11 protein-coding genes are annotated in these 13,551 nt (G+C 45.7%); 3 read left to right on the forward strand and 8 right to left on the reverse strand.

Annotation, left to right across the window (positions count from 1 at the left end):
- Window positions 1-6: 6 nt before the first annotated feature.
- Genes pulA through thpR form a run of 3 tightly spaced genes read right to left on the reverse strand, consistent with a single transcriptional unit; the run spans window position 7 to window position 3,650 of the window.
- Window positions 7-2,142, reverse strand: coding sequence for a type I pullulanase (pulA, locus tag M3221_RS00960; protein ID WP_251269689.1), 2,136 nt, complete (start codon window positions 2,140-2,142; stop codon window positions 7-9).
- Window positions 2,143-3,096 (reverse strand): NERD domain-containing protein, encoded by a 954-nt coding sequence (locus tag M3221_RS00965; protein ID WP_251269690.1) that lies wholly within the window; start codon window positions 3,094-3,096, stop codon window positions 2,143-2,145.
- Entirely contained in the window at window positions 3,084-3,650 is a 567-nt protein-coding gene (thpR, locus tag M3221_RS00970) for an RNA 2',3'-cyclic phosphodiesterase (RefSeq protein ID WP_251269691.1), read from the reverse strand. Before thpR ends, M3221_RS00965 begins: the two co-directional genes overlap by 13 nt.
- A gap of 140 nt (window positions 3,651-3,790) precedes the next feature.
- On the opposite strand from thpR, the gene cysK reads away from it, so the two are divergent.
- The gene (gene cysK, locus M3221_RS00975; protein ID WP_251269693.1) at window positions 3,791-4,726 is read left to right on the forward strand and encodes a cysteine synthase A; all 936 of its coding nucleotides are present in this window, start codon (window positions 3,791-3,793) and stop codon (window positions 4,724-4,726) included.
- A 176-nt stretch (window positions 4,727-4,902) separates the two neighbouring features.
- Here cysK and pepV read toward each other — a convergent pair whose 3' ends face one another.
- Window positions 4,903-6,312, reverse strand: a complete 1,410-nt coding sequence (gene pepV / locus M3221_RS00980; RefSeq protein ID WP_251269694.1) for a dipeptidase PepV — start codon at window positions 6,310-6,312, stop codon at window positions 4,903-4,905.
- A 324-nt stretch (window positions 6,313-6,636) separates the two neighbouring features.
- Here pepV and M3221_RS00985 point away from each other — a divergent pair, with 324 nt between their 5' ends.
- Window positions 6,637-6,858 carry a DeoR family transcriptional regulator gene (locus M3221_RS00985; RefSeq protein ID WP_045851690.1) on the forward strand — a complete coding sequence of 74 codons (222 nt, stop codon included), beginning with the start codon at window positions 6,637-6,639 and terminating at the stop codon, window positions 6,856-6,858.
- Between the two features lie 43 nt (window positions 6,859-6,901).
- Here M3221_RS00985 and M3221_RS00990 read toward each other — a convergent pair whose 3' ends face one another.
- Entirely contained in the window at window positions 6,902-7,612 is a 711-nt protein-coding gene (locus M3221_RS00990; protein WP_251269695.1) for a pseudouridine synthase, read from the reverse strand.
- A gap of 13 nt (window positions 7,613-7,625) precedes the next feature.
- Window positions 7,626-9,248 carry a putative polysaccharide biosynthesis protein gene (locus M3221_RS00995; RefSeq protein WP_251269696.1) on the reverse strand — a complete coding sequence of 541 codons (1,623 nt, stop codon included), beginning with the start codon at window positions 9,246-9,248 and terminating at the stop codon, window positions 7,626-7,628.
- A gap of 120 nt (window positions 9,249-9,368) precedes the next feature.
- On the opposite strand from M3221_RS00995, the gene M3221_RS01000 reads away from it, so the two are divergent.
- Entirely contained in the window at window positions 9,369-10,622 is a 1,254-nt protein-coding gene (locus tag M3221_RS01000) for a BaiN/RdsA family NAD(P)/FAD-dependent oxidoreductase (protein WP_251269697.1), read from the forward strand.
- Between the two features lie 36 nt (window positions 10,623-10,658).
- Here M3221_RS01000 and M3221_RS01005 read toward each other — a convergent pair whose 3' ends face one another.
- The gene (locus tag M3221_RS01005) at window positions 10,659-10,967 is read right to left on the reverse strand and encodes a rhodanese-like domain-containing protein (protein WP_251269698.1); all 309 of its coding nucleotides are present in this window, start codon (window positions 10,965-10,967) and stop codon (window positions 10,659-10,661) included.
- A gap of 19 nt (window positions 10,968-10,986) precedes the next feature.
- Window positions 10,987-13,398 (reverse strand): leucine--tRNA ligase, encoded by a 2,412-nt coding sequence (gene leuS, locus M3221_RS01010; RefSeq protein WP_251269699.1) that lies wholly within the window; start codon window positions 13,396-13,398, stop codon window positions 10,987-10,989.
- Window positions 13,399-13,551 lie beyond the last annotated feature (153 nt).

Consider the following 13,551-nt stretch of genomic DNA (forward strand, 5'->3'; position numbering starts at 1 on the left):
AACATTCTATCTGGCGAAAACGGCACAGCTGAACGGCTCTACTGAAGCGTCCTGCTTCACCGTTTGAAGCGGCTTTGTTCCAGCTTCAGTACCTGAAACGATCTGGTGCCATTCTTCTCCTTCCGGAAGTGCAAAAGTCGAAGCCATTCTACCCGTATTAAAGCTTAAAACCAAGTCTTTCCACTTGCCGTACGAACCGACATCCTTCAGCCAGACAGTTAGTGTATCCGCATTGGCTGGCCATTTAACGATATGATAGCAAATGGCTTCTTCTTTTCTAAGACGAAACGCCCCCGTTGATTTTCGGACTTCTATCAGCCCTTTCACATATTGCACATGGTCTACAAATTCACCACGGCGGCGCCAATCCATTTGATTAATAATATCTGAGCTTGTGTAGCTGTTTTCAACTCCATGCTTTGTCCGGCAAAATTCCTGGCCGGCATGCAGGAACGGAATTCCCTGGGAGAAAAGCACAATAGCGGTGGCCAAAAGATGCCTTTTCTTATTGGTTTCTGTATCTCCTGGAAAGCATGCTTCAAGCTTATCCCATAGTGTATAGTTGTCATGACATTCTACATAGTTGACAGACTGGGCCGGCGAGTGAAACAACCGGTCCACACCGCTGCATCCGACATTGGCCGTCAGTGCGGCAAAGGCATTGTCGAGCATCTTGCTGTTTCCAAACGCAAAACCGGTTTCAAACAACTGAAAGGTACTTCCCTTAATGGAGTCACGGAACCGGTCATTGAAAAAAGCAATCTCCGGCAGTGCATGTTCATTGCGAATCGCTGCTTTTTCCTCAGCGGGCAGCGCGGTGTTTAAGTCCCACCCTTCTCCCAGCAGAATAAGACCTGGATTATGACGGCGAAGACGGCTGGCTGCCTGCTTCATCGTTTCCACATCAATCAGTCCCATTAGGTCGAAACGAAATCCATCGAGATTGTAGGCTTCCATCCAGTACTGAAGAGAATCTAAAATAAACTTGCGGCCCATTTTCCGCTCTGAGGCAAAGTCGTTTCCGCACCCTGATCCGTTTGAAGGCATCCCGTCGATTCCCTGGCGGAAAAAGTAGCCCGGAACGAGCTTTTCAAACGAGGAAGTCTCCCGGACGAATACATGGTTGTACACCACATCCATGATGACTCGGAGCCCTTTTTTATGAAACGCTTCGATCATTTGCTTCAGCTCTATTGAACGTGCATACAAGTCGGCTGGATTGGAGCTGAAGCTTCCTTCCGGCACGTTAAAATAAAGAGGATTGTAGCCCCAGTTGTAGTTGGCGGAAAAATCTGTGTCAGATACACCAAAAAAATCGAAAAAGGGCATCAGCTGTACATGGGTGACACCAAGCGATGTAATATAATCCAGTCCAGTCGGCTGCCCGTCAGGACTTTGTGTCCCTTCCTCTGTGAGTCCAAGATACAAGCCCTGGTGCTTAATGCCGCTTTCCCGCTGGCTCGAAACATCACGAATGGAAGCTTCGTAAATAATCGCATCGAGCGGAGAAGAAAAAGGAGGGAGCTGGTGCTTTTCCACCTTCATTTTTTCATCATCGACAACACGTGCCCACTCGCTGTGAACAGAAACCATTTTTGCATAAGGATCCACCGCTTCATGCCAGATATTATTAACCCGCACTTGGTAATGGTAAAAAAAACCTTCTGCATTTCCGTTTATTTCTGCTTCAAATGTACCGGATGGCCCTCTTCTCATCGGCATATAGCGAAGCGGAGCTTCTTCTGTTTCTTTAAACTTTACAAAAGCTTCAGTTGCCGTTGGTGCCCACACTCGAAAAGAGGTCTTCTCCGGTGTGTACATGCTTCCCAGCTCACCTTCGTAGTAAAAGAGCCGGTCGAATTCTTTCGTCCGGATTACACCGCCCATTTGCAAATCGGTACGCATAAGGCGTTCATCTAAAATAACATGCTCCCGGCCAAATTCCGGCATTTCTTTTAAGCGGCACGTGTATTTTATTTCTGCATTCAATTCCTGCACGCTCACAAGCTCCATTTTCGTTACGTTGCCCTCGCTCTCAATATAAAAAGCAGAAGACTTCCCTGAATAATAATGCTTTGGAAGCAAAACAGCGACTTCAGTCAGTGTATCTAGATATGCATTAAACGGACGGGTTGAAATCATTTATATCTCCTCCTCCCATTCTGGGCGGCGCAGGCTGATCGAATCTGCATGTGCGAGCAAAACTTTTGCTGCTTTCAGCTGAATCGTTTTCAGTGGTGAAGACAACTGTCTCATTTCTTGAAACCAGTGGGGAAATTTACGCTTATCAATGTAATATATGTCTGCTGGTGCGGACGGGTCATCAATGTAGCCGTTTCGAGATAAAATCGCTTTTCGAACGGGAATATCCACTTCATGATGCCGGAGCAGTTTTTTGACGATCGTTTCTGTTCTCGCCAATGAAACGGCAGGACTTAACACTTTAGATTCCGTTTCTCGAAAACGCTTCATCCAAAACCGGTCAGAAGAACCGGTAAAAACCGCTTCGTCCTGCTCTTCCAAAAATGTAAGGCACCAGACTTGCAGCGGTGTGATCAGTACAATGTCCAGCTCGACAACGGCTTTTTGAAAGCGGAAAACCGGCTTATACAAAATGAGGAACGTATCCGGCAGACGCGTCGCTAAAAATTTCAGCTGCTCATCCATATAATATTTGTGGTCGAGCGGTGACTGATGCAGCAGCGTTGAACTTGCCCATTTCACTTGAAAAGCAAACATTTTATCAACGAATGCTTTTTTTACATCCTCTTCTGTTTGTAAGTATATAAATTCTGATTCATTCATTGAAAACAAAGCTTCATCTTCCTGCAAAGGCCCGGGCTCTGTTTCTACCCGTTTTTCTTTTTTAGAAAACAACCCCCGGAGCAAAGAATGCTTTTCCTTTGGTTCTTCCAGCAGCCAATTTTCCTCTTCGCCGGGTTCTGTATGTATTATTCCCGTGCTCCGCTGGTATTCCCACTGGTTATGAACCTTTTCCCACTCCCCTTTTTTCAGCCGAACATACCGGGCTGGGTAATGGAAAGGGTCTTGTTCATATCTTGAGATATAATTTTGAAGCTTAATTAATTGCGCCATGGCTCTTGTTCCTCTCCTGACCCGCTTAATAGACAGGACCATTTTTTTACGTACTTTGGACCCGGTGCCCTTTTCGTTTCATACAAAGCAATTTCAGCTGCAGGAAAAGACGGCCATTCCGGAAGTACATCTGGCACATACGGCTCGGAACCCGCCCATTTTCGCGCAGTAGTAATATGAGGGCGAAACGGTTTTTCATCTATGGAAATTCCTGCTTTCCGGCACGCAGCTGCCACCCCTTTTTGCACATCGAAAAGAGAAGAAGGCTCATTCGTTCCAATCCAGAAAATACGCGGAGACGTTTTTTGGCCAAACGTACCAAACGACGTCAGTTTAAGTTCGAAAACAGGTATATGTTTTATGTTTTCCTCTATAAACACGCAGGCTTTTTCCAAACCTGAAAGATCAGCTGCGCCCACGAATGCCAATGTTAAATGGTAATCCTCCTTATGGACCAGCCGTTTAAAAAGCTCATTTCTTCCTTTCATTTCATCCGCAATCTTTTCTTTCACGTCATCGGGAAGAACAAGTGCAAAAAAATAATGTGGCTGCATACCCTACACTCCTTTTTTCGGCCAATTGTTGTTTTTAGTTTACCAAAAACCCGCAAGAAAAGTCGTCTTTTCTCATCCACTGTATTTCGATTGGAATTGTTCGAGTAATATGCTTTAATTGAACAAAGAAAGGGTGACGTTTGATGAAAGTGGTTGATAATATTGCCAAACTGATTGGCGACACACCGCTCGTAAAGCTGCAGCGTTTGTCACCTGAACACGGAGCAGATGTATACGTAAAATTAGAATTTTACAACCCGAGCAGAAGTGTAAAGGACCGCGCTGCTTATAACATGATTATAGAGGCAGAAAAATCAGGAAAGTTAAAATCGGGAGCTGTGATCATTGAACCGACAAGCGGAAATACAGGCATCGGTATTGCGATGAACGCGGCTGCCAGAGGATACAAAGCCATTTTGGTGATGCCGGACACGATGACAAAGGAACGCATCAACCTTTTAAAAGCATATGGTGCAGAAGTCGTTTTGACGCCGGGAGATGAAAAAATGCCTGGCTCCATCCGCAAAGCACTAGAGCTGGCCGAGCGTGTTCCAAACAGTTTTATTCCCATGCAGTTTGACAATCCCGCTAATTCGGATGCCCACCGTGGCACAACATCCTCGGAAATTTCCGAAGCTGTAGAACAGATTGGCAAGCGGTTTGCTGCTTTTGTGGCAACTGCAGGCACAGGCGGAACAATTACAGGTACAGGGGAAGAACTAAAAAAGCAATTCCCTGATTTAGCTGTTCATGTCGTAGAACCGGCCGGATCCCCTGTTTTATCAGGCGGCCAGCCTGGCCGGCACAAGCTCGTCGGTACGAGCCCTGGGTTTATCCCTTCTATTTTAAATACAGAGGTTTATGACTCGATCTTTAAAATTACAGATGAGGACGCCTATGATATTACCCGCCGCCTTGCTGCTGAGGAAGGAATTTTGGTCGGTCCATCTGCCGGTGCTGCATGCTTTGCGGCGATTCAAGCAGCTAAAGCTTTATCAAAAGATGATATGGTCATTTGCCTGGCTCCGGATACAGGCGAACGGTACTTGTCTACGGATGTATTTCAAGATGAGTAAATGAGCTTTCTCCTAAAAAAGACAGGAAATTTTCGGGGGATACATCGCTTCTTAAAAAGAGCCGATAGAGGAAGCCGGCCGGACTTCTTGAACAAAAAAGAAACAAAGAGATACTTTGTCAAAAGATTTTGTTTGTCTACAAGCTGAAGAACCCTGCTCCTATGGCAGGGTTCTTTTTAATTCTTTTTTCCAGCAAGCTCGACAATAGCCCGTGCGTAAATAGCCGCTGCTCGGAACAGATCATCCAAGACCGCATATTCATCTTTCTGATGGGCAACGTCAGCCCGTCCAGGAAACAAAGCTCCAAACGCAACGCCTCTTTTTAAAGCCCGCGCATATGTACCGCCGCCGGTCGAAAGCAGCTTCGCCTCCTCGCCGGTTTCCTCTTCGTACACTCGCTTTAGCGTTTGGACAAATGGATCATCCGGCTCTGTATAATGCGGAGGATTGTTGTCTAAAACCTGTAGTGAAACAGGAGAAAGATATTCCTTAAGCTTGTGTATTTCTTCTTCAAATGAAAAAGAAACAGGATATCGAATATTCAAGCCGATTTGCGCTTTTTGCTGCTTTTCATAGCAGAACAAAGCCGCGTTCACTGTAACATCGCCCATTTCTGCATCGGTTGAGGCAATGCCCAGCCGGTGCCCCCGTGTATCATCCTTGAAATTATCTATAACAAACTGCAAATAAGCAGAGGCGGCGGGATCAATCGCTTCCTTCACTAAAAAATCGGCCAGGAACAGCGCAGCGTTTTGTCCATCCTTTGGTTCCGCTGCATGAGCAGATACGCCATTCATTTCGAGAAAAACAATTCCTCCATCAATATAATAAGAGCCTTCTAAGTCGTTGTCTTTTATATACTCTGTATAGTTTTGTAAAAATAATGTATGCTGCTTTTCAATCCAAACGGCTGCTTTTGCATAATCTGGAACCATATTATACCGGCTGCCCGCCTGGAAAGATTCGATTTGGATATCAGCTTGTCCGGGCTCCGGAACGGTCAGATTCAGCTGAACATCCGCAATCCCTTTTTCTGCAAAAATAATCGGGAAATCTGCATCAGGCGCAAATCCGACTCCTGGCATTTCTTCTGTTTTAAAGTAATGCTCCACGCATTGCCATGTACTTTCTTCATCAGTGCCCACAATCATTCGGATCCGCTTTTCGAGCGGAATACCTAATTCTTGAACGGTTTTCATGGCATAGTATGCTGCAATAGTCGGTCCCTTATCATCAATCGCCCCGCGTCCAAAGATTTTGCCGTCCTCTACTTCTCCCTCAAATGGTTTATACGACCAGCCGTCACCCGGAGGCACAACGTCGACGTGGCACAAAATACCAATCAGTTCTTCTCCTTGTCCCATTTCAAGGTGTCCGGCTACGTTTCCTGTGTTTTTTACACGGAAGCCGCTTTTCTCGCCCAGTTCAAGCATAAAATCAAGCGCCTGCCGTACTTCCCTTCCAAAAGGAGCATCTTCTGCTGCCTGATCGCTTTTCACACTTGGAATTTGAATTAACGACTGCAAATCCTGAATCAATTCGCCTTCGCGTTTTTTTATTTCATTTCGCCAGTTAATGGTACGCATAAGCATTCCTCCTTTTTTCATTTTACATGGGAACCGGCATTTTAACCAATTTCTTTACAAAAGATTTATTTTTCAATTTTTTTACCAAAATACGTACATTTTTTTTGTTATCAGGCATAATATTATTAAAAAAGGGTAAATCTCTTGTAAATTAAGCTCTTTTCCCTAGCATAATCTCTATAAATACAGTACACTGTAATTGTCAGACAGTTTAGCGCCTGTTAAACAGGTGCAGGGAGATGTCTGAATCAGCTTATCATATTATCATTTCATGTCTCCTGCTGTCGTTATGTCTCATGGGAAAAAAGATGAGGGAGTGGTATTTTGAAGCCTACTACAAATCGGATGCTGACTCGCATAAAATCCATCTATATGTTCATTAAAGAAAATGGAACTGTGACAACGCAGGATATTGTAGATGAATTTGGCATCACCCCGCGAACCATTCAACGCGACTTGAATGTACTGGCTTACAATGAGCTTGTTTTTAGCCCGACACGTGGGAAATGGACAACCACAGAAAAGAAAGTTCGGATGACATCATAATATCTTTATCAAAAAACGGCTGCCTCTTCAGGCAGCCGTTTTTTCAGCTTTCACGCAGTAAAGCAAGCTCTTCTTCTGTTACTTCCCGGTACTCGCCAAGCTCCAATTCTTCGTCAAGCAAAAGACCGCCCATCGATAGTCTTTTTAAATAAAGAACTTCTTTACCTACGGCTTGAAACATTCGCTTTACTTGATGAAACTTTCCTTCTGTGATCGTCAGCTCAATCTCCGACTCTTCGCCTGCTGATAAAATAATAAGCTCTCCCGGCTTTGTATGATAGCCGTCATCAAGCGTTACCCCTTCTCGAAAAGCTGCTGCATCTTCTTCCGTTACATGGCCGCGGACACGGGCAAAATATGTTTTAGGGACATGATGCTTTGGCGAAAGCAGAGAATGGGACAGCTGTCCATCATTTGTTAAAAGAAGCAGCCCTTCTGTGTCTTTGTCAAGGCGGCCGACCGGGTGCGGGTCGAAATGCTTATGCATATCATCAAGCAGATCCACCACTGTTTCGTCCCGCTTGTCTTCTGTTGCTGAAATAACCCCTGCCGGCTTGTTCATCATCAAATAAATAAATTCACGGTATTCAACCGGCTCATCAAACAGCATCACTTCATCTGTTTGGGGATGAACGTGCTGCTTTGCATCTTTTATTACTTTTCCGTTCACTGTTACAGCTCCCGATTTTAACAGCTTTTTTACTTCTTTGCGGGAACCGATGCCGGAATTAGCCAGCCATTTATCTAAGCGCATAGCGTTACTCCTTTTATGCTTTTTTCAAGCGTAGTTTTCGTTTAATTCCGTCCAGTCTTGAACCAAATACCTCATCAAGCAGGCCAAACTTCTGGCTGAGCACAAAGTAAACAACGGCTCCAGCGCCAGCACAGATGATGGTAATCAATAAAGCAGGACCGTCCGATTGTGCCGACAATACGAAAGACAGCACTCCGTAAAGGGCCATCACAACCACAGCCATCACCACGTTAAACCCAATAATCAAGCCGATTTTTTTCGCAAGCGGGCGAAGTGAGTAATTGGCATAAAAACGGATGACAACCAGATTGATGATAATAGAAGTGGAGTAGCCGAGTGCAGTCGCATAAACGGCCCCTTCTGTTTCAAACAATTTAATAAGCGGAATATTTAAAGACAGCTTAACCAATATACCGGTCAATAAACTTAAAACCGTAAAACGCTGTTCATTAATTCCTTGTAAAATGGCTGCGGTAACGGAAAATAGCGCAAATAAGATCGCAATCGGTGCATACACACGAAGTACGTCTGTGCCAAGCGCGCTCGCTTCATAAAAAATGGTATAAAGCGGTTCTGCTAAAAGCGCCATACCGACCGCCGCAGGAACCGTTAAAAAAAGCAGTACTTCAAAGGTTTTATTCAGCTGCTGCGTGACAACATCCATTTTTCCCTTTACAAATGAGCTCGTGACCATCGGAACAAGCGTCATGGCAAATGCAGTAGCAAGGGAAACGGGAATAATGACAAGTTTCTGCGTGCTGAAATTTAAAATCCCAAATGCCGATACTGCCTGATCAGCTAAACCAATTTGAGACATGGCGCGGGAAAAGGTTAACTGGTCGACAAGCTGGTAAAGCGGAATCGCGATGCCGACAAAAATAAACGGAATGGCATACACGACAATTTCTGAATACATCCCAAATAATGAAACTTTTGCTTGTCCTTTATCCTGCTCAAGAAGCTTGTCCAAATGCTTTTTTCGCTTGAAGAAATACACGTACAGCACAATCAGTCCGAACACCGCACCGATAAAAGCAGCAAATGTCGCAACGCTGACCGCTGTTACGACCGATCCGTTCATCACATAAATCACAATATAGGCTCCAGCCAATAGAAAAGCAATACGGGCGATTTGCTCTACAACCGTTGAAACGGCTGATGGCCCCATTGATTGATGCCCCTGGAAAAATCCGCGCGTGATGCTCATAAATGGAACGATAATCAGGGCAAAGCTGACTGCGCGTATAACGGTCGTGACGTCCTCAATCGTATAAGTCGTCTCTTCCCCATTTAATGATAATTGTGCAAAGAAAGGCGCAAATGAATACATAATAAGAAAAGCAGCAAAACCAGTCATCAGCATAATGACCATGCCCGATTTAAACAGCTTCCTGCCAACGGCATACTCTTCTATCGCATTATACTTTGCGATGTATTTAGAGACAGCAAGCGGAACTCCTGCAGTGGCGATACTAATAAAAATCGTATAGGGCACATAGCCATAACTATACAGGGCTGCCGCATCTTCCCCTCCGATAATACTGTAAAACGGGATAACATAAAACAAGCCAAGAAATTTAGATATAAACGTGCCAAGTGTGAGGATAAACGTCCCTCGGATCAAATTGGATGACATACATTGAATCCCTCTTTTTCTCTTTAAACATCACTTGCTAGTGTACCTCTTTCTCTCGTGTCTGACAATTTTTTTCGCCATCTGCTATAATGAACAAAGTTTGAACAATGAGGTGACTATATGTATGACGTAATCGTCGTGGGCGGCGGGCCGGCCGGCTTAATGGCAGCGATTGCCTCCGGCCGTGCAGGCGCACGCACACTGCTTATTGATAAAGGGCGTAAACCGGGAAACAAGCTGCAAATTTCCGGCGGCGGGCGCTGTAATGTAACAAACCGCCTGCCTGTTGAAGAAATTATCCGGCACATTCCCGGTAACGGCCGTTTTTTGTACAGCGCTTTTTCTGTGTTCAGTAATGAAGACATTATCCGTTTTTTTGAACAGCTCGGCGTGAAACTGAAAGAAGAAGACCACGGACGAATGTTTCCGGTCTCAAACCGGGCGCAGGACGTTGTGGAAGCACTGCTCGGTGAGCTTAAGCGCCTTCGGGTCGATATGCGCCTTGGCTCGCCTGTTGACTCATTATTGATGGATGAGCAATATATACGCGGTGTCCGTCTGGCCTCCGGCGAAGATATTCATTCGAATGCAGTAGTGCTGGCAACAGGCGGAAAAGCGGTTCCGCAGACAGGCTCTACCGGCGATGGCTATCCATGGGCCCAGCAGGCGGGCCATACCATTACCGAGCTATTCCCGACAGAAGTACCTATTACGTCAAAAGAGCCGTTTATTGTAAACCGCTCTATGCAGGGGCTTGCTCTTCGGGATGTAGGCTTGTCGGTACTCAATAAAAAAGGCAAAGTGCTTGTTACTCACCGAATGGATATGCTGTTTACTCATTTCGGTTTATCGGGCCCTGCTGCCCTGCGCTGCAGCCAATACGTCGTGAAAGAAGGCAGGAAAAACGGCTTTCCCGTTCAAATGGCCATCGATGCGTTTCCAGACGGAAATGAACATGACGCAGGTGTTGCCCTCCGCAAAACGATAAAAGAAGAACCGAAAAAAGCAGTGAAAAACAGCTTGAAAAAAATGGTACCGGAACGATATCTGCACTTTTTGCTCCAGCAGGCCGGCATCGATCTTGAGACACCAGGAAACGGATTATCGGAAGCGTCCATCCGTGAACTCGCCTCCCTTTTCAAGTCATTTAAAATGTCCGTTCACGGAACATTGCCAATTGAAAAAGCGTTTGTAACCGGCGGCGGTGTATCCGTAAAAGAAATCGAGCCCAAAACAATGGCTTCTAAAAAGAAAGACGGCCTTTTCTTCTGTGGGGAAATACTCGACATTCATGGCTATACCGGCGGCTACAATATTACGGCGGCTCTTATTACCGGACATATTGCCGGCACGAATGCAGCAGCCGTTCGATAAATAAAAAAACTGTGCGGAGCGAGTCCGCACAGTTTTTTATTTTTTCGGTGCTGTTTCACCTGTATAGTTCAGCATGCCGCCTGTCATGTTTGTGGCTTTAAAGCCGTTTTCAATGAGAAAGCGGGCCACATTCTCAGAACGTACACCTGAACGGCATACGATGATATAGTCGGTTTCTGGATCAAGGCGATCCAATTCACCAGGAATGGTTCCCATGACGATATGCTCTGCTTCCGGGATCATGCCTTCTGCAACTTCATCTTCTTCACGAACATCGATCAGGGCTAATGTTTCGCCGTTTTCGAGTTTTTGACGTACTTCTTCTGCTGTAATCGTTGGAATCATATTTTTCATCCCCTCAACATTAGTTGGCTACAACGTTCACAAGCTTGCCCGGTACAGCAATCACTTTGCGAACTGTTTTACCAGCCAGCTCCGCTGCAAACTGTTCGTCCTGCATAGCGAGTTCTTCCAGTTGTTCACGCGTGGCGTCTTTAGATACCATACGTTTTGCTTTTACTTTTCCATTCAGCTGCAAGACGATTTCGACTTCGTCATCGACAAGCTTTGACTCATCAAACTGCGGCCATGCTTCGTACGTTACCGTCTCGCTGTGGCCGAGCTTTTCCCATAGCTCTTCTGCCAAGTGCGGAGCAAGCGGTGATAGAAGCTTCACAAATCCTTCTGCGTATTCTGTTGGAATCGTTTCGGCTTTGTTCGCTTCATTTACAAATACCATCATTTGTGAGATGGCTGTGTTAAAGCGAAGGCCTTCATAGTCTTCCGTTACTTTCTTCACGGTCTGGTGATACACTTTCTCAAGCGCTGTATCGCCTTCGCCTACTTTTGATGTTAACGAACCATCATCTGTCACAAGCAAACGCCAAATGCGGTCAAGGAAGCGGCGTGCTCCTTCTACGCCGTTTGTATTCCAGGCAATAGATGCTTCAAGCGGGCCCATGAACATCTCATAAAGGCGGAGCGTGTCGGCACCATGGCTTTCCACGATTTCATCCGGATTAACGACGTTGCCTTTTGACTTACTCATTTTTTCATTGTTTTCCCCAAGGATCATTCCCTGGTTAAACAATTTCTGGAATGGCTCTTTTGTATGAACCACACCGATATCATACAGCACTTTATGCCAGAAACGCGCATATAGCAAGTGAAGTACAGCATGCTCTGCTCCGCCGATATAAATATCAACCGGCAGCCAGCGTTTTAAAAGATCGGCATCCGCAAGCGCTTCTTTGTTGGTCGGATCGATAAAGCGCAGGTAGTACCAGCAGCTTCCCGCCCATTGCGGCATTGTATTTGTTTCCCGGCGGCCTTTTTTGCCTGTTTCCGGATCCACGACATTCACCCAGTCTTCAATAATAGCAAGTGGTGACTCACCAGTGCCGGACGGACGAATTTCCGTCGTTTTCGGCAATACAAGCGGCAGCTCTGATTCTGGAACAGCTGTCATTGTACCGTCTTCCCAGTGAATAATCGGAATTGGCTCACCCCAGTAACGCTGACGGCTGAACAGCCAGTCACGAAGACGGTACGTCACTTTTTTCGTACCAATGCCTTCTTTTTCGAGCCAGGCGATCATTTGCGCAATCGCGTCTTCTTTGTTTAAACCGTTAAGGAAGTCTGAATTAATATGCTCGCCGTCTCCTGTATAGGCTTCTTCTTCTACATTTCCGCCGGCTACCACTTCCTTGATTGGCAAATCAAATTTCCGTGCAAACTCGTAGTCACGCTCATCATGTGCCGGAACGGCCATAATCGCACCCGTACCATATGTGATCAATACATAATCTGCGATCCAGATCGGCATTTTTTCACCGTTTACCGGGTTTACGGCATAAGCGCCTGTGAAAACACCGGTTTTGTCTTTGGCAAGATCGGTCCGCTCAAGATCACTTTTTGATTTGACTCCATCAATATATTGCTCGACAGCTTCTTTTTGTTCCGCTGTTGTAATTTTTTCAACAAATGGATGTTCAGGAGCCAAAACAGCATACGTTGCTCCAAACAGGGTGTCTGGACGCGTTGTGAACACCGTAAACGTTTCGTCATGGCCGTCAATATTGAACGTTACTTCTGCTCCTTCAGAACGGCCAATCCAGTTACGCTGCATATCTTTGATGCTCTCTGGCCAGTCCAATTCCTCTAAATCTTCGATCAAACGGTCCGCATAAGCCGTGATTTTAAGCATCCATTGACGCATTGGGCGGCGTTCAACCGGGTGGCCGCCGCGTTCCGATTTCCCGTCAATCACTTCTTCATTTGCAAGAACCGTTCCTAGTGCCGGGCACCAGTTAACCGGCACTTCATCTACATATGCCAGCCCTTTTTTATACAATTGAAGGAAAATCCACTGTGTCCATTTATAATAATCCGGGTCTGTGGTATTGATTTCACGATCCCAGTCATAAGAAAACCCGAGTGATTTGATTTGACGGCGGAAGTTATTAATATTTTGTTCTGTAAATTCGGCCGGGTCGTTTCCAGTATCAAGCGCGTATTGTTCTGCCGGAAGCCCGAATGCATCCCATCCCATTGGATGAAGCACATTGTATCCCTGCATACGCTTAAAACGGCTTAAAATATCCGTTGCCGTATAGCCTTCCGGGTGTCCAACGTGAAGCCCGGCGCCTGATGGATACGGAAACATATCCAGTGCGTAAAACTTCGGCTTATCCAAATCATTGTTCATTTTAAAAGTTTTATTTTGTTCCCAATGGTGCTGCCATTTTTGCTCGATCTTTTTATGATCAAAATTCATGTTGAAACCTGCCTTCCGTTTATGTACTGCCGATCGAAAACTGAATACGCCGCGCTTCGCGGCCTTTATCGTAGACCTAATAGAAAACTCCTGCCCAGCGAGTGGGACAGGAGAGGTTTTTCTCTACCCAAAATGGAGCATTAGTCCGACGGC

It is taken from the genome of Domibacillus indicus (assembly GCF_023715895.1).
Taxonomy (GTDB): Bacteria; Bacillota; Bacilli; order Bacillales; family Domibacillaceae; genus Domibacillus; species Domibacillus indicus_A.

What these genes read in the sequence shown, in the direction of transcription:
- pulA (WP_251269689.1), bottom strand. Translation starts at nt 2,142, where the DNA reads ATGATTTCAACCCGTCCGTTTAATGCATATCTAGATACACTGACTGAA.
- M3221_RS00965 (WP_251269690.1), bottom strand. Translation starts at nt 3,096, where the DNA reads ATGGCGCAATTAATTAAGCTTCAAAATTATATCTCAAGATATGAACAA.
- thpR (WP_251269691.1), bottom strand. Translation starts at nt 3,650, where the DNA reads ATGCAGCCACATTATTTTTTTGCACTTGTTCTTCCCGATGACGTGAAA.
- pepV (WP_251269694.1), bottom strand. Translation starts at nt 6,312, where the DNA reads ATGCGTACCATTAACTGGCGAAATGAAATAAAAAAACGCGAAGGCGAA.
- M3221_RS00990 (WP_251269695.1), bottom strand. Translation starts at nt 7,612, where the DNA reads ATGCGCTTAGATAAATGGCTGGCTAATTCCGGCATCGGTTCCCGCAAA.
- M3221_RS00995 (WP_251269696.1), bottom strand. Translation starts at nt 9,248, where the DNA reads ATGTCATCCAATTTGATCCGAGGGACGTTTATCCTCACACTTGGCACG.
- M3221_RS01000 (WP_251269697.1), top strand. Translation starts at nt 9,369, where the DNA reads ATGTATGACGTAATCGTCGTGGGCGGCGGGCCGGCCGGCTTAATGGCA.
- M3221_RS01005 (WP_251269698.1), bottom strand. Translation starts at nt 10,967, where the DNA reads ATGATTCCAACGATTACAGCAGAAGAAGTACGTCAAAAACTCGAAAAC.
- leuS (WP_251269699.1), bottom strand. Translation starts at nt 13,398, where the DNA reads ATGAATTTTGATCATAAAAAGATCGAGCAAAAATGGCAGCACCATTGG.